A 19599-nucleotide genomic window follows, 5' to 3' on the forward strand; every position below is an offset into this window, starting at 1 on the left:
GGAATTTCTTATGAATCAGAAATATATGATCTATATGTACCTGTTGAAGGCCAGAACGTTTATCGCTCTGCTGTTAGTGATCGCCTTCTTTAGTGTGATGGTGCCTAACTTCCTGACGGCCTCTAACCTGCTGATTATGACTCAACACGTTGCGATTACCGGGCTGCTGGCAATCGGAATGACGCTGGTGATCCTGACCGGCGGCATCGATCTTTCCGTCGGCGCGGTAGCGGGGATCTGCGGAATGGTTGCCGGGGCTCTGTTGACAAACGGCCTGCCATTGTGGAGCGGCAATATTATTTTCTTCAACGTGCCGGAAGTGATCCTCTGCGTGGCGGTATTTGGCATTTTAGTGGGACTGGTGAATGGCGCGGTAATCACCCGCTTTGGTGTCGCGCCCTTTATATGCACCCTCGGTATGATGTACGTCGCCCGTGGCTCTGCCCTGCTGTTTAATGACGGCAGCACTTACCCTAATCTCAACGGCATAGAAACGCTGGGCAACACGGGTTTCGCCACCCTTGGTTCTGGCACGTTTTTAGGCGTTTATCTGCCAATCTGGCTGATGATTGGCTTTTTGGTTTTAGGCTACTGGATCACGACTAAAACGCCGCTCGGTCGTTATATCTATGCCATTGGTGGCAATGAATCTGCCGCGCGACTGGCAGGCGTCCCCATCGTAAAAGTCAAAGTGTTCGTCTATGCGTTCTCTGGGTTATGCGCCGCATTTGTCGGTTTGATTGTTGCCTCGCAGCTGCAAACTGCTCACCCAATGACCGGCAATATGTTCGAAATGGATGCTATTGGTGCCACGGTTCTTGGTGGAACTGCGCTGGCGGGTGGTCGGGGACGTGTCTCTGGCTCGATTATCGGTGCCTTTGTCATTGTCTTCCTCGCCGATGGCATGGTGATGATGGGTGTCAGTGATTTCTGGCAAATGGTCATTAAAGGCCTCGTTATCGTCACCGCCGTGGTGGTCGATCAGTTCCAGCAAAAATTGCAAAACAAAGTCATTTTGATGCGTCGCCATGAAGAAAAGATGGCCGCCTCACCTGCCGTAAAACCGCTTTCCAGTTAATTAACATCATTCAACCGGGCATTAAATTGCCCGGCTTATACAGGGGAAAACATATGCAACGTAATTTTCAGGGTAAGACTGTAGTTATTACCGGGGCATGCCGGGGAATTGGGGCCGGGATCGCTGAACGCTTCGCCCGCGATGGCGCAAATCTGGTGATGGTTTCTAACGCTGCACGCGTTCATGAAACTGCTGAGCAACTGCGCCAACGTTATCAGGCTGACATTTTGTCATTAGAAGTCGATGTGACAGATGAAGCACAAGTACAGGCACTCTATGAACAAGCGGCTGCACGTTTTGGCAGCATCGATGTTTCCATCCAGAATGCGGGCATTATCACCATCGATTATTTTGATCGGATGCCGACTGCTGATTTCGAAAAAGTGCTGGCGGTGAACACGACGGCAGTCTGGCTCTGCTGCCGGGAAGCAGCCAAATATATGGTGAAACAGAATCACGGCTGCCTGATCAACACCTCTTCCGGCCAGGGACGTCAGGGGTTTATCTATACCCCACACTATGCAGCCAGCAAAATGGGGGTGATCGGCATTACGCAAAGCCTGGCCCACGAGTTGGCGCAATGGAATATCACTGTTAACGCCTTCTGCCCGGGTATTATCGAAAGCGAAATGTGGGACTACAACGACCGTGTATGGGGAGAAATTCTCAGTACCGATGACAAGCGTTATGGCAAAGGCGAGCTTATGGCGGAATGGGTGGAAGGTATTCCGATGAAGCGTGCCGGTAAACCTGAAGATGTTGCCGGACTGGTTGCCTTCCTCGCCTCTGACGATGCGCGTTATCTCACCGGTCAAACCATCAACATCGACGGCGGCCTGATTATGTCGTAATGCCCCTGCGGGCTCATAAAAGAGATATCAAAATGATCGCAAAAGATTTTGCTCAACAATTGTTTGATCTCCACGATCGCGTCGCCTTTGTCACTGGCGCAGGTAGCGGTATCGGACAAATGATCGCTCTGGCTTTTGCCAGCGCAGGCGCACGAGTGGTGTGTTTTGATCTACGGGAAGATGGCGGACTTAAAGAGACGGTTAATCATATCGAAGCACTTGGTGGACAAGCCTTGTATTACACGGGCGATGTTCGGGAGTTGAGAGATCTTCGCTCAGCAGTCGCTCTGGCAAAAACACATTTTGGTCGTCTGGATATTGCCGTAAACGCCGCTGGAATCGCTAACGCGAACCCGGCGCTGGAAATGGAAAGCGAGCAATGGCAACGCGTTATAGATATCAACCTGACTGGTGTGTGGAATTCCTGTAAGGCGGAAGCCGAGTTAATGGTAGAGAACGGAGGCGGTTCGATTATAAATATTGCGTCAATGTCCGGGATTATCGTCAATCGCGGTCTGGAACAGGCCCACTACAACAGCTCCAAAGCAGGCGTGATTCATTTATCTAAAAGTCTTGCGATGGAATGGGTGAGTAATGGGATCCGCGTGAACTCAATCAGCCCAGGATATACCGCGACACCAATGAATACCCGACCTGAAATGGTGCATCAGACACGGGAGTTTGAAAGCCAGACGCCGATTCAACGGATGGCGAAAGTGGAAGAGATGGCGGGCCCAGCGCTGTTCCTTGCCAGCGATGCGGCGTCATTCTGCACTGGTGTTGATCTGGTGGTCGATGGTGGTTTTATCTGCTGGTAAAAATGGTTTCGCCCGCAGCCATCACTGACCGCGGGCGAAAGTGTAAAGCAGGTGCCTTACCATCCTGACCTGACAACCGGATATGCGGGGATTACTCCCCGCACAACGGCTACTTCTTCGGTTCGTAAGCGAGAACAGCCCTGAACTCAATATTACGTTCCTTTACGGTGAACTCACACAGCGAGTCGCCGACCAGAAGCGTAAATCCCAGCACTGTCAAACACAGCACTATGACCGCCACAAGGGAATATTTCGTCAGCATGTTTATATTGCCTCCATGCGAAGAAGGGACTACCATCCGAGTTGTTGAGGTTCGGAGTGGCAGCCCCAGGGTTGATAGAAATATCTCCTGGGGCTTCATCTTTCCAGACCTCAGAGTAAACCTGAAACCGGAAAGCTTCAGGCACCCGCCGTTATCTTACCCTTCCTTAGCGAAATAGCTGTTTATTTATACAGTGAGTCCTGTTTCGGACTTCTGTTGGCAAAACTGATCATTGCCCTTAAAACGACATCGCCCGCAGCCATCACTGACCGCGGGCGAAAGTGTAAAGCAGGTGCCTTACCATCCTGACCTGACAACCGGATATGCGGGGATTGCTCCCCGCACAACGGCTACTTCTTCGGTTCGTAAGCGAGAACAGCCTTAAACTCAATATTACGTTCCTTCACCGTAAACTCACACAGCGAGTCGCCGACCAGAAGCGTAAATCCCAGCACCGTCAAACACAGCACTATGACTGCCACAAGGGCATATTTCGTCAGCATGTTTATATTGCCTCCATGCGAAGAAGGGGCTACCATCCAAATTGTTCGGGTTTGGAGTGGCAGCCCCAGGGTTGATAGAAATATCTCCTGGGGCTTCATCTTTCCAGACCTCAGAGTAAACCTGAAACCGGAAAGCTTCAGGCACCCGCAGTCATCTTACCCTTCCTTAGCAAAATAGCTGTTTATTTATACAGTTAGTCTTATTTCGGACTTCTCACTACGCATTAGATCAACCGAAACTAAGCCAGTTTTTCCTTCGCCCCTCAATCGTCAAAATTCTCCGCCGCCAGCCAGCTATGCCATAACTTGGCACATTGCAAAAGTAGCCAAATTGCTTCAGTAGCAATCAGTTCACCATCACCAAAAAAAAGAAACATTCCAGAACTTCCGCATCTCCCCCGGCCGCTCCCACTTCTATACTGAAATGAAAACGCCAACATAAGAGAAACCTATGCCAATGCCCGATTTTCAAGTCTCTGAACCTTTTACCCTCGGTATTGAACTGGAAATGCAGGTGGTTAATCCGCCGGGCTATGACTTAAGCCAGGACTCTTCAACGCTGATTGACGCGGTTAAAAATCAGATCACTGCCGGGGAAGTAAAGCACGATATCACCGAAAGCATGCTGGAGCTGGCGACGGATGTTTGCCGTGATATCAACCAGGCTGCCGGGCAATTTTCAGCGATGCAGAAAGTCGTATTGCAGGCAGCCGCAGACCATCATCTGGAAATTTGCGGCGGGGGCACGCACCCGTTTCAGAAATGGCAGCGTCAGGAGGTATGCGATAACGAACGCTATCAACGAACGCTGGAAAACTTTGGTTATCTCATTCAGCAGGCGACCGTTTTTGGTCAGCATGTCCATGTTGGCTGCGCCAGTGGCGATGACGCCATTTATTTGCTGCACGGCTTGTCGCGGTTTGTGCCGCACTTTATCGCCCTTTCTGCCGCATCGCCGTATATGCAGGGAACGGATACACGCTTTGCTTCCTCAAGACCGAATATTTTTTCCGCCTTTCCCGACAATGGCCCAATGCCGTGGGTCAGTAACTGGCAACAATTTGAAACCCTGTTTCGTTGTCTGAGTTACACCAAGATGATCGACAGCATTAAAGATCTGCACTGGGATATTCGCCCCAGCCCCCATTTTGGCACGGTGGAAGTTCGGGTGATGGATACCCCATTAACCCTTAGCCACGCGGTAAATATGGCGGGATTAATTCAGGCCACCGCCCACTGGTTACTGACGGAACGCCCGTTCAAACATCAGGAGAAAGATTACCTGCTGTATAAATTCAACCGCTTCCAGGCCTGCCGTTATGGGCTGGAAGGTGTCATTACCGATCCGCACACTGGCGATCGTCGACCATTGACGGAAGACACCTTGCGATTGCTGGAAAAAATCGCCCCTTCCGCAGATAAAATTGGCGCATCGAGCGCGATTGAAGCCCTGCATCGCCAGGTCGTTAGCGGTCTGAATGAAGCGCAGCTGATGCGTGATTTCGTCGCCGATGGCGGCTCGCTGATTGGACTGGTGAAAAAGCATTGTGAAATCTGGGCCGGAGAATAAGTCGGGAATTGCCTTACAGAAGAATATCCCTGACAATGGTGTTTTAACTTACATTTAACAATGTTATGAAACACCCTTTAGAAACTTTGACCACCGCAGCAGGCATTTTGCTGATGGCTTTCCTCTCTTGCCTGCTGCTGCCCGCCCCCGCACTGGGGCTGACGCTGGCACAAAAACTGGTGAGCACGTTCCATCTGATGGATCTTAGCCAGCTTTACACTTTATTGTTTTGCCTGTGGTTTTTAGTGCTGGGCGCAATTGAGTATTTTGTTCTGCGCTTTATCTGGCAACGCTGGTTCTCACTGGCGGATTAAACGTCGATTATCGCCGTACTTCACGGCATACTTTGCTTATTCTCCTTCGCCTAAAGGAACGTTTATGGATAAGCAATCACTGCACGAAACGGCGAAACGCCTGGCCCTTGAGTTACCCTTTGTCGAGCTTTGCTGGCCTTTTGGCCCGGAGTTCGATGTCTTTAAAATTGGCGGCAAGATTTTTATGCTGTCGTCGGAGCTGCGCGGCGTCCCCTTTATCAATTTGAAGTCCGATCCACAAAAATCCCTGTTAAATCAGCAGATATATCCGAGCATTAAGCCAGGGTATCACATGAATAAGAAGCACTGGATTTCAGTGTATCCAGGCGATGAGATCTCCGAAGCGTTACTGCGCGATCTTATCGATGATTCATGGAATTTAGTGGTTGATGGCTTATCTAAACGCGATCAAAAAAGAGTGCGCCCAGACTAAAAGCGAAAATCTATAGCGCATTTTTCTCACTTACCATTTCTCGTTGAACCTTGTAATCTGCTGGCACGCAAAATTACATACACATGGAGTCTTTATGGATATCATTTCTGTCGCCTTAAAGCGTCATTCCACTAAGGCATTTGATGCCAGCAAAAAACTTACCCCAGAACAGGCCGAGCAGATCAAAACTCTTCTGCAATACAGCCCATCCAGCACCAACTCCCAGCCGTGGCATTTTATTGTTGCCAGCACGGAAGAAGGCAAAGCGCGTGTTGCCAAATCCGCCGCCGATAATTACGTGTTCAACGAGCGCAAAATGCTTGATGCCTCGCACGTCGTGGTGTTCTGCGCGAAAACCGCGATGGACGATGCCTGGCTGAAACAGGTTGTTGACCAGGAAGATGCCGATGGCCGCTTTGCCACGCCGGAAGCGAAAGCCGCGAACGATAAAGGTCGCAAATTCTTCGCCGATATGCACCGTAAAGATCTGCATGATGATGCTGAGTGGATGGCAAAACAGGTTTACCTCAACGTCGGTAACTTCCTGCTGGGCGTTGCGGCGCTGGGTCTGGACGCGGTGCCAATCGAAGGTTTTGACGCCGCAATCCTCGATGAAGAATTTGGTCTGAAAGAGAAAGGCTACACCAGCCTGGTGGTTGTTCCGGTAGGTCATCACAGCGTCGAAGATTTCAACGCTACACTGCCGAAATCCCGTCTGCCGCAAAACATCACCATAACTGAAGTGTAATTCTCCTTTGCCGGGCATCCGCCCGGCTATTTCCCCTCAGATTATCCTGATTTGCATAACCCTGTTTCAGCCGTCATCATAGGCTACTGTTGTATAAAGGAGACGTTATGCAGGATTTAATATCCCAGGTTGAAGATTTAGCGGGTATTGAGTTTGATCACACCACCTCGATGGTGATGATTTTCGGTATTATTTTTCTGACTGCCGTTGTAGTGCATATTATTTTGCACTGGGTAGTACTACGGACCTTCGAAAAACGTGCCATCGCCAGTTCACGGCTATGGTTGCAAATCATTACCCAGAATAAACTCTTCCACCGTTTAGCTTTCACCTTGCAGGGGATTATCGTCAATATTCAGGCGATATTCTGGCTGCAAAAAGGCACCGAAGCGGCTGATATTCTGACCACCTGCGCGCAGTTGTGGATCATGATGTATGCACTGCTTTCAGTCTTCTCGTTGCTGGATGTTATTTTGAATCTGGCGCAGAAATTCCCGGCGGCGTCTCAGTTACCGCTGAAAGGGATATTTCAGGGGATTAAACTGATCGGCGCGATTCTGGTCGGCATTTTGATGATTTCGCTGCTGATTGGTCAATCGCCAGCGATTCTGATCAGCGGTCTTGGTGCAATGGCTGCCGTGCTGATGTTGGTATTTAAAGATCCGATTCTTGGTCTGGTGGCAGGTATTCAGCTTTCCGCGAACGATATGCTGAAACTGGGCGACTGGCTGGAGATGCCGAAATACGGCGCGGATGGCGCGGTGATCGATATTGGGTTAACCACCGTCAAAGTGCGTAACTGGGACAATACCATTACCACTATTCCTACCTGGTCTCTGGTTTCTGACTCCTTTAAAAACTGGAGCGGGATGTCAGCATCCGGCGGGCGACGTATTAAACGCAGTATCAGCATTGATGTCACCAGTATTCATTTTCTTGATGAAGACGAAATGCAACGTCTGAATAAAGCGCATTTGTTAAAACCTTATTTAACCAGCCGCCATCAGGAAATTAATGAGTGGAATCGCCAGCAAGGTTCTACGGAGTCAGTATTAAACCTGCGTCGAATGACCAATATTGGAACCTTTCGCGCCTATCTGAACGAATATCTACGTAACCATCCGCGGATTCGTAAAGATATGACCTTAATGGTGCGCCAACTGGCACCGGGAGATAATGGTTTACCGCTTGAGATCTATGCGTTTACCAACACCGTGGTGTGGCTGGAATATGAAAGTATTCAGGCTGATATTTTCGACCACATATTTGCGATTGTCGAAGAGTTTGGTCTGCGGCTTCATCAGTCGCCAACCGGCAATGATATTCGCTCCCTGGCAGGTGCATTTAAGCAGTAATTAAAAAACCGCTCTCATCGAATGGATGAGAGCGGTTTCGGATGGTTGACATCGTTTTGTCGGATGTAGCGTGAACGCCTTATTTCCGACGCAGCGTTTTAAACGCCACAAACAGGAATACAATCCACACTGGCAGCAAAATCGCTGACAAGCGCATATCATCCATCGTGCACATCAGCAGCAAAATCATGCCAAGGAAGGCAATGCAGAGATAGTTGCCGAATGGATAAAGCAGCGCTTTAAACTGTGTTTCACGCCCCTGACGTCGCATCGCCGCGCGAAAACGCAGATGCGCCAGACAGATCATAATCCAGTTCAACAGCAGCGTTGCCACCACCAGCGCCATCAGCAGACCAAACGCTTTTTGCGGCAGCAGATAGTTAATCAGCACCACCAGAGAAGTGATCGCCCCGGAAAGCATCAGCGAGTTGATCGGCACGCCGCGACGGCTGACGCGAGTCAAAAACTTCGGCGCATTACCCTGCACAGAAAGGCCAAACAGCATGCGGCTGTTAGAGTAAACCCCGCTGTTATACACCGACAGCGAAGCTACCAGAATGACGAAGTTCAGCGCAGAAGCTACCACGTTGCTGTCGAGATTATGGAAAATCATCACAAACGGGCTACTGTTGGATTTCACTTCCACCCACGGGTAGAGTGCCAGTAAAACCACCAGTGAACCGATATAAAACAGCAGGATGCGATACACCACCTGATTCACTGCTTTAGGGATGCTTTTTTCCGGATCGCGCGCTTCAGCGGCAGTAATCCCAATCAGCTCCAGACCGCCGAAGGAGAACATAATCACCGCCAGCGACAAAATCAGCCCATTCCAGCCGGTGGCGAAGAAACCACCGTAGCGCCAGAGGTTGTCGATACTGGCTTTCTCGCCGCCGTGCCCAGAAAACAGCAGCCACAGGCCAAAGCCGATCATACCGATGATCGCCAGCACTTTAATCAGCGCAAACCAGAACTCGGTTTCGCCATATAAGCGCACGTTTACCAGGTTAACGGCGTTGATGATAATAAAGAAGGCGGCAGCCCAAATCCACGTTGGAACATCCGGGAACCAGTACTGCATATAGATGCCCGCAGCGGTCAGCTCTGCCATTCCCACCAGCACGAACATCACCCAGTAGTTCCAGCCGGAGAGGAACCCGGCGAACGGTCCCCAGTATTTATAGGCAAAGTGGGCAAACGAACCAGATACCGGCTCTTCGACCACCATTTCGCCAAGCTGGCGCATAATCAGGAAAGCGATGATCCCGGCGACGCCGTAGCCCAGCAATACAGCCGGACCCGCCATCTGAATCGCCGGGCCAATGCCAAGAAACAGACCAGTACCAATTGCGCCACCCAGCGCAATCAGTTGAATATGACGGTTATGTAATCCGCGATGAAGCGTCGGCTCTTGATTCGACGCAGTATCTTCCGATACGGTTGACGCGTTTTTCACGCCTTTCCCCTGTGTGTCTTTTTTGTTGAGGGGCACCTTTTAACATTTAGTGCCCATCGTCGCAAGACACAATCCACACGGTTAAACCGGGTATCTTGCTTTTATTTCCGTACCCGGTGTCGGTGCAGCCACATCAGCTTATACGCCGCCGGGATAATAAACAGCGACAGCAAAGGTGCGGTGATCATGCCGCCAATCATCGGCGCGGCAATCCGGCTCATCACCTCTGAACCTGCCCCCGTTCCCCACAAAATCGGCAGCAGACCCGCGATAATCACCGCCACCGTCATCGCTTTCGGGCGCACACGCAGCACTGCGCCGTGATATAACGCTTCATCCAGCTTCTGCTCGCTGAATGTTTGCGGATTATCCAGGGATGGCTCTGCCTCTATGGCGTGACGTAAATACATCAGCATCACCACGCCAAATTCGGCGGCGACTCCCGCGAGGGCGATAAAGCCAGTGCCCGTTGCCACGGAAAGATGAAAGTCCATCCACCACAGTAACCAGATGCCACCCACCAGCGCAAACGGTACGCTGCTGATAATCAGCAACGCTTCGCCCACCCGACGGAACGCCAGATACAACAGCACGAAGATGATCATCAACGTCATCGGCACCATGAGTTTCAGCTTGTGGTTGGCACGCTCCAGCAACTCGAACTGCCCGGAGAATGCCACGCTGGTACCCGGTTTTAACTGCACTTTTTCAGCTATCGCTTTTTGCAAATCGTGAACCACCGACACCATGTCACGATCGCGGGCATCGATATAAATCCAGCTCGTCGGGCGCGCATTCTCGGTTTTCAGCATCGACGGTCCAGTGGAGACTTTAACGTCGGCCACGTCTGCCAGGGTGATTTGCTGCTTCATCGGCGTCAGGATCGGTAGCTGGCGCAGCGCCTGTGGGCTATCGCGCCAGCTTTGCGGATAACGCAGATTAATTGGATAACGGGCAATCCCTTCCACCGTTTCACCAACCATCGCCCCGCCCACCGCAGAAGCCACAAACAACTGCACATCCGCCACCGTCATACCGTAACGGGCGGCTTTTTCACGGTTGATCTCAACGTTGATATAGCGCCCACCTTCCAGACGTTCAGCAAGGGCTGAAGCCACGCCGGGCACCGTTCGCGCCACTTCTTCAATTTGCTCCGCCATCGCGTCGATATCCGCCAGCACCGTGCCGGAAACTTTAATGCCGATAGGGCTTTTAATGCCGGTCGAGAGCATATCGATACGGTTACGAATTGGCGGCACCCACAGATTTGCCAGCCCCGGCAGACGCACGGTGTTATCCAGTTCCTCAATGATTTTGTCCATCGTCATGCCTGGCCGCCACTGATCCTGTGGCTTAAGCTGGATGGTCGTTTCTACCATCTCCAGCGGTGCGGAGTCGGTGGCGGTTTCCGCTTTCCCGGTTTTGCCAAATACCCGCGCCACTTCAGGTACGCTCATAATCAGCTTGTCGGTTTTTTGCAGCATACTCGCCGCCTCTGCTGCGGAAATCCCCGGCAGTGTCGATGGCATATACAACAAGTCGCCTTCATTGATCTGCGGTAAAAATTCTCCGCCAACTTTATTGAGCGGCCAGAGAACCGTCAGCACCGAAAGCGCTGCCACCAACAGCGTGGTTTTCGGCCAGTGCAGTACTTTCAGCAATAGCGGATGATAAACACGAATCAAAAAGCGATTGAGCGGGTTACTGCTTTCCGGTGGAATTTTTCCACGGATCCAGTAGCCCATCAGGATGGGGATCACTACGATCGCCAGCAGCGCCGCGCCCGCCATCGCATACGTTTTGGTGAACGCCAGCGGGCCAAACAGACGCCCTTCCTGTCCTTCCAGAGTAAAGATCGGGATAAACGACAACGTGATAATCAGCAAGCTGATAAACAGCGCCGGCCCCACTTCAACAGATGCATCGGTGATCACCTGCCAGCGCGTTTTATTATCCAGCGTGGCGTCAGGATGCTGGTGCTGCCACTCTTCCAGCCGTTTATGCGCATTCTCGATCATGACGATAGCGGCATCGACCATCGCCCCGACGGCAATCGCAATACCGCCCAGCGACATAATATTGGCATTCAGCCCCTGGAAGTGCATGATAATAAAAGCAATACACAACCCCAGCGGCAACGAAATAATCGCCACCAGCGCCGAGCGCACATGCCAGAGAAACAGCGCGCAGACCATCGCCACCACAATAAACTCTTCCAGCAACTTGCCGCTGAGGTTGTCGATGGCGCGGTCAATAAGCTGGCTGCGATCGTATGTTGTAACTATCTCCACGCCTTCCGGCAGACTGCTTTTCAGCGTTTCCAGTTTGTCCTTCACGGCGGCGATCACTTCACGGGCGTTTTTGCCGGAACGCAGGATCACCACCCCACCAGCCACTTCTCCTTCGCCATTCAGTTCGGCAATGCCCCGGCGCATTTCCGGGCCAACCTGGACCTTCGCAACATCACGCAGATAAACGGGCACGCCATTTTCACTGGCTTTTAAAACGATGTGATTGAAGTCGTCGAGCGTTTGCAGATAGCCGCTGGCGCGTACCATATATTCCGCTTCCGCCAGTTCGATCGACGAACCGCCCGCTTCCTGGTTTGAAGCATCCAGCGCGCTTTTTACTTCGGCGAGACTGATGCCATATTGCGCCAGGCGCTGTGGATCGATAACCACCTGATACTCTTTCACCACACCGCCCACCGACGCCACTTCCGCAACGTCAGGGATGGTTTTTAGCTCATATTTGAGAAACCAGTCCTGCAATGAGCGTAAATCGGCCAGATCGTGCTTACCGCTGCGATCCACCAGTGCATATTCATAGATCCAGCCAACACCCGTGGCATCTGGACCCAACTCGGCGCTGACTCCCGCAGGCAGCTTACCCTGTACCTGGTTGAGGTACTCCAGCACCCGCGAGCGCGCCCAGTACGGATCGGTGCCATCTTCGAAAATGACATACACATAAGAGTCGCCAAACTGCGAGAAACCGCGCACAGTCTTCGCGCCAGGTACTGACAACATGGTGGTGGTTAGCGGATAAGTCACCTGATTTTCAACGATTTGCGGTGCCTGACCGGGATAGCTGGTTTTAATAATCACCTGCACATCGGAGAGATCCGGCAGCGCATCCACTGGTGTGTTAATGATAGTCCAGGTGCCCCAGATACTCAGAAACAACGCGCCCATCAGCACCAGAAAACGGTTCGCCACCGAGCGACGAATAATCCATTCTATCATTGGTTATTCCCTCAATGCGCATGGGTAGCACTTTCAGAGCGCATCCGCTCCAGTGCACCAGAAATATTGGCTTCGGAATCGATCAGGAACAGGCCGCTGGAAACCACCTTTTCGCCTTCCGCCAGACCAGAACGTAGCGCGGTGACGCCTTGCGACGCCTGGAAAACAGCAACGCGTTTCGGTACAAAGTGCCCGTCGGCATCAACGGTAATCACCCGCTGTTCGTTACCAGTATCAATCAGTGCCTGTGACGGAATGAGCAGCATCGGTTCGCTGGCGGTGTTGAGTTGCAACCAGGCGTTCATTCCCGGTTTTAGCGCCTCGTCGTCGTTGTCGACTTCCAGACGCAGTTGCAGCGTGCGGGTCGCGGCATCCACGCCGGGTAGAAGGGTCCATTTGCGGATGCTGAGCGTTTTATCCGGTCGCGCCGGAACGGTGAGCGTAAACTGCGAGGCATCTTTCACCAGCCAGGCGATGGACTCCGGGATCGCAGCAGTGACCCACACCGGGTCCATACCCTGAATTTTCGCGACCACGTTATCTTTGGCGATATTCATTCCCGCACGCAGATCAAACGCAGTGATCACGCCATCAATGGGCGCTTTGAGCGTAAAGCGAGTCTGGATTTTTTGCGTGGTAATCAGGCGGCGAATATCGGCCTCCGGCATTCCCGCCAGCCGCAGGCGTTCAAGAATACCGTCGGTCTGGGTCGCCGTACCGCCGGTTTCGCGCAGCAGTAAATACTCACTCTGCGCTTCCACCCAGTCGGGAATGGTCAGGTCGAGAAGCGGTGTGCCCTTTTGCACTTTATCGCCCACGGTGAGCGGATACACCTTGTCGATAAACCCGGCGGCGCGGGCCTGCACAATGGCAAACTGATACTCGTTGTAACTCACATTCGCTGGGAAATTCTGGGCAAAAGTCAGCGGCCCGCGCGTGACGGTCGCCGTTTTTACCCCTAGATTTTGCGTCTGGGTCGGGTCAATGCGCACACCAGACGCAGAACTCTCTTCATCGGCATATTTCGGCACCAGATCCATATCCATAAACGGCGATTTACCTGGTTTATCGAACCGCGTATTGGGATACATCGGGTCGTACCAGAATAATATTTTACGTTCTGCGGTCGGCGTTTTTTCTGCGGGCGGTTCAGCCTTTGCAAACCAGGTAAAACCTGCCGCAGAAATAATACCGCCCGCGATCATGCTGCCGATAATAAGCGCGATTTTTTTCATCTCATTAAACCTGGGTTACTGGCTGACTTTAATATCCTGTAATAAAGAAAGGTTGCCCTGCTGGACAAAATTAAACGCTACTTTGTCGCCAGTTTTAATTTCACTCATTTTCGTCTGCGGGGTGATGGTAAAGCGCATGGTCATCTCCGGCCAGTTCACTGCGGCAATCGGATCGTGGTGGATGGTGATTTTTTTGCTTTCCAGATCAATAGTTTTTACCACACCGGTGGCGCTAATGACCTGTGGTTGTGCCTCGCTCATGGTTTCATGATGATGTTCGTTAGCCTGGGCATTAAAGCCAATAACAGTAAACAGACTGAACATTACGACTTGCAGTGCTTTTTTCATTATTCTCTCCTGGAGTTAAAATTTATTGCTGCCAACCGCCACCCAGGGCGGTATATAAGGAAACTTCGTTAACCTGACGGGCATAATTCAGGTCGAGTAAAGTTTGTCGGGTTGCAAATAAGGAACGCTCGGCATCCAGCACTTCCAGATAACTTACCGCGCCGTGCTGATATAATGCCCGCGCCCGTTGCAACGTAATTTGCAGCGACGCCAGATAACGCTGCTGGGCGCTGATTTGATCGTTCAGGCTTTGACGTAATGCAAGCGCATCTGCCACTTCTTTAAAGGCGTTCTGGATTTTCTGTTCATAATTCACCACCGACTGCTGCTGGCGAATTTCGGCGATATCCAGATTGGCCTGGTTGCGTCCGGCATTAAAAATGGGGATCTCAATTTTGGGAATAAAATTCCACATCCCGCTGCTGGCGTTAAATAATGATGACAGATCGCTGCTGGCGGTTGATATTCCGCTGGTCAGGCTGATAGACGGGAAAAATGCCGCACGCGCAGCACCAATATTGGCATTAGCCGCCATTAACGCGTGTTCAGCTTCCATAATATCCGGGCGCTGCAACAAGATTTGCGACGACAAGCCCGCCGGTAATTTAACGCTTTGCAGGCTGTCGCTGTTTACTGTCTGCGCTTGCGGCAGCTTGCCGTAGCTTCCCAATAACAGTTGCAATGCATTATTCGCCTGCGCCAGTTCCCCCTGACGTTTAGCGATATCACTGCGGGTACTTTCTATCACCCCGCGAGCCTGTTCCAGCGCCAGAACATTGCTGCTACCAGTCAAAAGTTGTTTTTCGACAAACGCATATGACTGCTGATAATTACGCAGCGTTTCTTCGGCTATTTGTAATTGCGCATAAGCCAGTTGCTGATTGAAATAGCTTTGCGCGACATTAGAAACCAGCAGAATATGCACCGCGCGCTGAGCTTCCTCAGTGGCTAAATAATTTTGTCGCTCGGCTTCGCTCATGTTCTTTAAGCGACCGAAAAAATCGAAATCAAAGCTGGCGTTAAGGCCAGTCGAGAACTCCCGCGTCGTGGCTGAATCGCCTTTAAGATTGCCGCTCCAGCTGCCGCTACCCTCGCCATTGAGCTGCGGGTAGCGGTCGGCATCGGTCAGACGATATTGCGTCCGTGCCTCCTGCACTTTCAGCGTCGCCATGCGCAAATCCCGGTTATTCACCAGCGCCTCGCTAATCAGCGTCTTCACCTGATTATCAACAAAAAAGGTGCGCCAGCCCGCGTTCTGGTAGTTATCTACCGCGTTAACCTGGCCGTTCTGGCTGAGTGAGAACTGCTGCGGCACGGGCATTGCCGGACGCTGATAATCCGGTGCCAGTGAACAACCGGTTAGCGCAAGGGCCACACAAAATGGCAGAAGTTTACAAGGAGACATAGGCACATAATTTCTGGTGATTTTATGCCGCCAACTTTACACGCCAGGCTCTGATTTTCCGGTGACAGGAAAATGACAAAATTGTCATTTTGCCAATAAGCGATTGCCATCTGATCCCGCTACTCTAGAATTGCCCGGGCAACATGCGGAGGAAATATGAAACTGTTGATTGTCGAAGATGAAAAGAAAACCGGCGAATACTTAACCAAAGGGTTAACCGAGGCCGGTTTTGTGGTTGATTTGGCCGATAACGGGCTGAATGGATATCATCTGGCGATGACAGGTGATTATGACCTGATAATCCTCGATATTATGCTGCCGGACGTGAACGGCTGGGATATTGTGCGCATGTTGCGTTCCGCCAATAAAGGGATGCCGATTCTGTTGCTTACCGCGCTTGGCACCATTGAACATCGCGTCAAGGGGCTGGAGCTGGGAGCGGATGACTATCTGGTGAAGCCGTTCGCTTTTGCTGAACTGCTGGCGCGGGTGCGCACTCTACTGCGTCGCGGGGCGGCGGTGATTATCGAAAGTCAGTTTCAGGTTGCCGACCTGATGGTCGATCTCGTCAGCCGCAAAGTCACCCGCAGCGGCACGCGCATCACTTTGACCAGTAAAGAGTTTACTCTGCTGGAGTTTTTTCTCCGCCATCAGGGCGAAGTGCTGCCCCGCTCGCTTATCGCCTCGCAGGTATGGGACATGAATTTTGACAGCGACACTAACGCCATTGATGTGGCGGTGAAGCGACTGCGCGGCAAAATCGACAACGACTTTGAGCCAAAGCTAATTCAGACCGTACGCGGCGTAGGCTATATGCTTGAGGTGCCGGATGGCCAGTAAGCCGTTTCAGCGCCCGTTTTCGCTGGCAACCCGCCTGACCTTTTTTATCAGCCTTGCCACCATTGCAGCGTTTTTCGTCTTTGCCTGGATCATGATCCACTCGGTAAAAGTGCATTTTGCCGAGCAGGATATTAATGATTTAAAAGAGATTAGCGCCACATTCAAGCGCGTTCTTAATCATCCCGAAGAGACACAAGCCCGACGCTTAATGACGCTGGAAGATATCGTCAGTGGTTATTCCAACGTGTTGATTTCTCTGGCAGATAGCCACGGTAAAACGGTGTATCACTCCCCCGGTGCGCCGGATATCCGCGAGTTTGCACGTGATGCCATACCCGATAAAGACGCTCGGGGCGGCGAGGTGTATCTCCTTTCCGGCCCGACAATGATGATGCCAGGCCACGGTCACGGGCATATGGAACACAGCAACTGGCGGATGATTAACTTGCCGGTTGGCCCGTTGGTGGACGGCAAACCGATTTATACGCTCTACATCGCGCTGTCTATCGATTTTCATCTTCATTACATTAATGATTTGATGAATAAACTTATTATGACCGCATCGATCATCAGCATCCTGATCGTCTTTATCGTGCTGCTGGCGGTACATAAAGGCCACGCGCCAATTCGCAGCGTCAGCCGTCAAATCCAGAACATTACCTCGAAAGATCTCGACGTTCGCCTCGATCCACAGACCGTGCCCATTGAACTCGAACAATTGGGGCTGTCGTTCAACCATATGATCGAGCGTATCGAGGATGTCTTTACCCGCCAGTCCAATTTCTCAGCGGATATCGCCCACGAAATTCGCACGCCGATTACGAATCTCATAACGCAAACGGAAATCGCCCTCAGCCAGTCGCGCAGCCAGAAGGAGCTGGAAGATGTGCTCTACTCTAATCTCGAAGAGCTGACGCGAATGGCGAAAATGGTCAGCGATATGCTGTTTCTCGCTCAGGCCGATAACAACCAGTTAATCCCCGAAAAGAAAATGCTCAACCTGGCGGATGAAGTTGGCAAAGTGTTCGATTTTTTCGAGGCGTTAGCGGAAGATCGCGGCGTAGCACTACGGTTTGTTGGCGACAAATGTCAGGTTGCGGGCGATCCGCTGATGCTGCGTCGGGCGTTAAGCAACCTGCTTTCTAACGCCCTGCGTTATACGCCACCCGGAAAGGCAATTGTAGTGCGCTGCCAGACGGTCGATCACCAGGTGCAAGTTACCGTCGAAAACCCCGGTGCTCCCATTGCGCCCGAGCACTTACCGCGATTGTTTGACCGTTTCTACCGCGTTGACCCTTCCCGCCAGCGAAAAGGTGAAGGCAGCGGCATTGGGCTGGCGATAGTGAAATCGATTGTTGTCGCGCATAAAGGCACGGTTGCAGTAACGTCAGATGCGCGGGGAACAAGGTTTGTTATCGGGCTACCGGAGAGAGAGTGATTGGTCAGATAATGCAGTGGATGTTAATTGAATTGAGAATTAGCTATTTCGTCACGAGAAAAAGCGTAAAATCCGTTTCGTGCAGATGGTGAGTTTTATCAGGGTATGGCGGTAGCGCAACTGCCTTCGGATAATATATATAGTGTGAATGTATACCCCAGATAACTTCACCATCCAAATATATTCTTGAGATTAAAATATCGTATATTAATCGTATGGGTGAAAATCCTGTTAATATTTTAACGAATCATGAGTACTATAAAGTGGAAAAAATCATAGAACAGATAAAACCATTTTGGACAAAATATGATTCTTTGTCAGAAAAAGATATGATGTTGTTAGAGTCCAATTTCACGCATCGTTTTCCAGAAGATATGAAAGAGTTTTTTCTGTGGTCTAACGGTGGAGCAGGTAAATTTCACAATATTTACATTTCCTTGTGGCCATTAGACGAAATCAAGGAATTAAATGATGGTTATTTAATCAATCATTATCTAGGTGAACAGTTCATGGCTTTTGGTTCTGATGGTGGGCCGATATGTTTTTTACTGGATTATCGTAATCCAGAACACACCAGAATATCTTCCGTAAATTTTGGTGACCTGGATATAGCTGAAGTAAAACAAATAGCAATTTCATTCGATGTTTTTTTAGAGTTGGCAGGAAATGGAAAAATTATAAGTAATAATTTGTAGTCAAGCAATCATCTCTCATACTGGAAATTGTCGAGGAAAGCAGAGAAAATATTTTCAGGAGTAAGACACATCATCATGAATTTTTTCGTGGTGGAGTGGGTGGTCATGTTTCTATCTCACGGAATACACATAACCGTGATGCTACAGGGCTGGAAAAATTTGAAAATGTGAGTTCACCGGAACGTTACCTTCAATGGAACAAGTTAATAAATTTACCGATATGATTGCTTCCTTTATCCTTACATTCAGATCCACGGATGATTTTGATAATGAATTAATTAGCACATTATATAAAACTCTGGAAGACATTCAGATATTATATTGTGATACAAACGTTATTGATAAAGAAATTGCGTATGGCCTTTTTGTTCTACATGATAATCTGCGAGGGGCAATACTCTCCTGGACAAATGAAGATAAAATCCTTATTTCTGAAATTAGCTCAAGAATTGATAGATATATTGAAAAGATATTTTTATCTTAACGCGATATACCATAGACATATTAAGTGTCATGAAAATTCATAGTCATTACCACCATGACAAAAACACAAGCAAAGTTTCTTATTTATAAAGCAAACAAATTTATACAGCATCTTGATGGAATTAATTTTTTTAATTTACATCTATTAAACAGAATTTCCCCACAAGTGAGAAAAGAGATTCAACAGGCATATGCAATGGACTCTACTAACAATAGAATCTATTTACCTCATCCGGTGGATATAAACCTTTTAATGCGTTATTTAATAACATTATCAGGTACAGATAAAATTTTTAGTTGCTGGCTTATCTTTGAAGGAAGATTAAAAATAGTTATGGAGGTGGATAATTTTCCATTCTTTATAGAGAGTATTTTCAGAGAGCAGGGATCTTATGATTTAACACTATTTTTTGATATACCTCCCAAGGTAATAGTAGTCAATGACAATGAATATCACCTTGATATATATAGTAATTATTTTTGACGTAGAATATTTTTACAATAGTCAAAAAATTGCGCCGC

Annotated in this window: 20 protein-coding genes and 1 pseudogene; 14 read left to right on the forward strand and 7 right to left on the reverse strand. The window is 50.0% G+C overall.

Features of this window, described 5'->3' with window-relative positions:
• Positions 1-10: 10 nt before the first annotated feature.
• Genes EFER_RS12720 through EFER_RS12730 form a run of 3 tightly spaced genes read left to right on the forward strand, consistent with a single transcriptional unit; the run spans position 11 to position 2747 of the window.
• Positions 11-1078, forward strand: coding sequence for an ABC transporter permease (locus EFER_RS12720; protein ID WP_001072400.1), 1068 nt, complete (start codon positions 11-13; stop codon positions 1076-1078).
• A gap of 53 nt (positions 1079-1131) precedes the next feature.
• Complete coding sequence (locus EFER_RS12725) at positions 1132-1929, forward strand: SDR family oxidoreductase (RefSeq protein WP_001189479.1); 798 nt, start codon at positions 1132-1134, stop codon at positions 1927-1929.
• A 32-nt stretch (positions 1930-1961) separates the two neighbouring features.
• Complete coding sequence (locus tag EFER_RS12730) at positions 1962-2747, forward strand: SDR family oxidoreductase (RefSeq protein WP_000560683.1); 786 nt, start codon at positions 1962-1964, stop codon at positions 2745-2747.
• 109 nt (positions 2748-2856) lie between these two features.
• Here EFER_RS12730 and hokE (EFER_RS12735) read toward each other — a convergent pair whose 3' ends face one another.
• Together hokE (EFER_RS12735) and hokE (EFER_RS12740) are read right to left on the reverse strand one after the other, a co-directional pair.
• Positions 2857-3009: a type I toxin-antitoxin system toxin HokE gene (hokE, locus tag EFER_RS12735; protein WP_000956472.1), complete on the reverse strand. Its 153-nt coding sequence runs from the start codon at positions 3007-3009 to the stop codon at positions 2857-2859.
• A 350-nt stretch (positions 3010-3359) separates the two neighbouring features.
• Complete coding sequence (gene hokE, locus EFER_RS12740; protein ID WP_000956465.1) at positions 3360-3512, reverse strand: type I toxin-antitoxin system toxin HokE; 153 nt, start codon at positions 3510-3512, stop codon at positions 3360-3362.
• Here hokE (EFER_RS12740) and EFER_RS24785 point away from each other — a divergent pair.
• From EFER_RS24785 to ybdG, 6 genes and pseudogenes are all read left to right on the forward strand, one after another.
• Positions 3481-3710: pseudogene (locus tag EFER_RS24785) on the forward strand (hypothetical protein). The gene hokE (EFER_RS12740) and the pseudogene EFER_RS24785 sit on opposite strands and share 32 nt — an antisense overlap.
• Before the next feature lie 253 nt (positions 3711-3963).
• Positions 3964-5082, forward strand: coding sequence for a YbdK family carboxylate-amine ligase (locus tag EFER_RS12745; RefSeq protein WP_001132171.1), 1119 nt, complete (start codon positions 3964-3966; stop codon positions 5080-5082).
• Between the two features lie 65 nt (positions 5083-5147).
• Positions 5148-5396: a DUF1158 domain-containing protein gene (locus EFER_RS12750; RefSeq protein ID WP_000682513.1), complete on the forward strand. Its 249-nt coding sequence runs from the start codon at positions 5148-5150 to the stop codon at positions 5394-5396.
• A gap of 64 nt (positions 5397-5460) precedes the next feature.
• Positions 5461-5829 (forward strand): MmcQ/YjbR family DNA-binding protein, encoded by a 369-nt coding sequence (locus tag EFER_RS12755; protein WP_000360942.1) that lies wholly within the window; start codon positions 5461-5463, stop codon positions 5827-5829.
• Between the two features lie 94 nt (positions 5830-5923).
• Complete coding sequence (gene nfsB / locus EFER_RS12760; protein ID WP_000351455.1) at positions 5924-6577, forward strand: oxygen-insensitive NAD(P)H nitroreductase; 654 nt, start codon at positions 5924-5926, stop codon at positions 6575-6577.
• Between the two features lie 107 nt (positions 6578-6684).
• Positions 6685-7932: a mechanosensitive ion channel YbdG gene (gene ybdG, locus EFER_RS12765; protein WP_001153125.1), complete on the forward strand. Its 1248-nt coding sequence runs from the start codon at positions 6685-6687 to the stop codon at positions 7930-7932.
• Positions 7933-8011: 79 nt separating this feature from the next.
• Here ybdG and pheP read toward each other — a convergent pair whose 3' ends face one another.
• The 5 genes from pheP to cusC all read right to left on the reverse strand — a co-directional run bounded on the left by pheP (position 8012) and on the right by cusC (position 15621).
• Positions 8012-9388: a phenylalanine transporter gene (gene pheP, locus EFER_RS12770; RefSeq protein ID WP_000786320.1), complete on the reverse strand. Its 1377-nt coding sequence runs from the start codon at positions 9386-9388 to the stop codon at positions 8012-8014.
• Between the two features lie 101 nt (positions 9389-9489).
• Entirely contained in the window at positions 9490-12633 is a 3144-nt protein-coding gene (gene cusA, locus EFER_RS12775; protein WP_000573975.1) for a Cu(+)/Ag(+) efflux RND transporter permease subunit CusA, read from the reverse strand.
• 11 nt (positions 12634-12644) lie between these two features.
• Positions 12645-13868: a Cu(+)/Ag(+) efflux RND transporter periplasmic adaptor subunit CusB gene (gene cusB, locus EFER_RS12780; protein WP_000717096.1), complete on the reverse strand. Its 1224-nt coding sequence runs from the start codon at positions 13866-13868 to the stop codon at positions 12645-12647.
• A gap of 15 nt (positions 13869-13883) precedes the next feature.
• Positions 13884-14216 carry a Cu(+)/Ag(+) efflux RND transporter periplasmic metallochaperone CusF gene (gene cusF / locus EFER_RS12785; protein ID WP_000709886.1) on the reverse strand — a complete coding sequence of 111 codons (333 nt, stop codon included), beginning with the start codon at positions 14214-14216 and terminating at the stop codon, positions 13884-13886.
• Between the two features lie 22 nt (positions 14217-14238).
• The gene (cusC, locus tag EFER_RS12790) at positions 14239-15621 is read right to left on the reverse strand and encodes a Cu(+)/Ag(+) efflux RND transporter outer membrane channel CusC (protein WP_000074259.1); all 1383 of its coding nucleotides are present in this window, start codon (positions 15619-15621) and stop codon (positions 14239-14241) included.
• A 156-nt stretch (positions 15622-15777) separates the two neighbouring features.
• Between cusC and cusR the strand changes: the two genes are divergently transcribed.
• From cusR to EFER_RS12815, 5 genes are all read left to right on the forward strand, one after another.
• Positions 15778-16461: a copper response regulator transcription factor CusR gene (gene cusR / locus EFER_RS12795; RefSeq protein WP_000770953.1), complete on the forward strand. Its 684-nt coding sequence runs from the start codon at positions 15778-15780 to the stop codon at positions 16459-16461.
• Positions 16451-17899: a Cu(+)/Ag(+) sensor histidine kinase CusS gene (cusS, locus tag EFER_RS12800; protein WP_000157203.1), complete on the forward strand. Its 1449-nt coding sequence runs from the start codon at positions 16451-16453 to the stop codon at positions 17897-17899. The genes cusR and cusS overlap by 11 nt, the downstream gene beginning before the upstream one ends.
• A gap of 263 nt (positions 17900-18162) precedes the next feature.
• Positions 18163-18594, forward strand: coding sequence for an SMI1/KNR4 family protein (locus EFER_RS12805; protein WP_223684914.1), 432 nt, complete (start codon positions 18163-18165; stop codon positions 18592-18594).
• Positions 18595-18787: 193 nt separating this feature from the next.
• Positions 18788-19078: a hypothetical protein gene (locus EFER_RS12810; protein WP_000438673.1), complete on the forward strand. Its 291-nt coding sequence runs from the start codon at positions 18788-18790 to the stop codon at positions 19076-19078.
• A 54-nt stretch (positions 19079-19132) separates the two neighbouring features.
• Entirely contained in the window at positions 19133-19561 is a 429-nt protein-coding gene (locus EFER_RS12815; RefSeq protein ID WP_000169377.1) for a hypothetical protein, read from the forward strand.
• Positions 19562-19599 lie beyond the last annotated feature (38 nt).

Source organism: Escherichia fergusonii ATCC 35469, from assembly GCF_000026225.1.
Lineage (GTDB): Bacteria > Pseudomonadota > Gammaproteobacteria > Enterobacterales > Enterobacteriaceae > Escherichia > Escherichia fergusonii.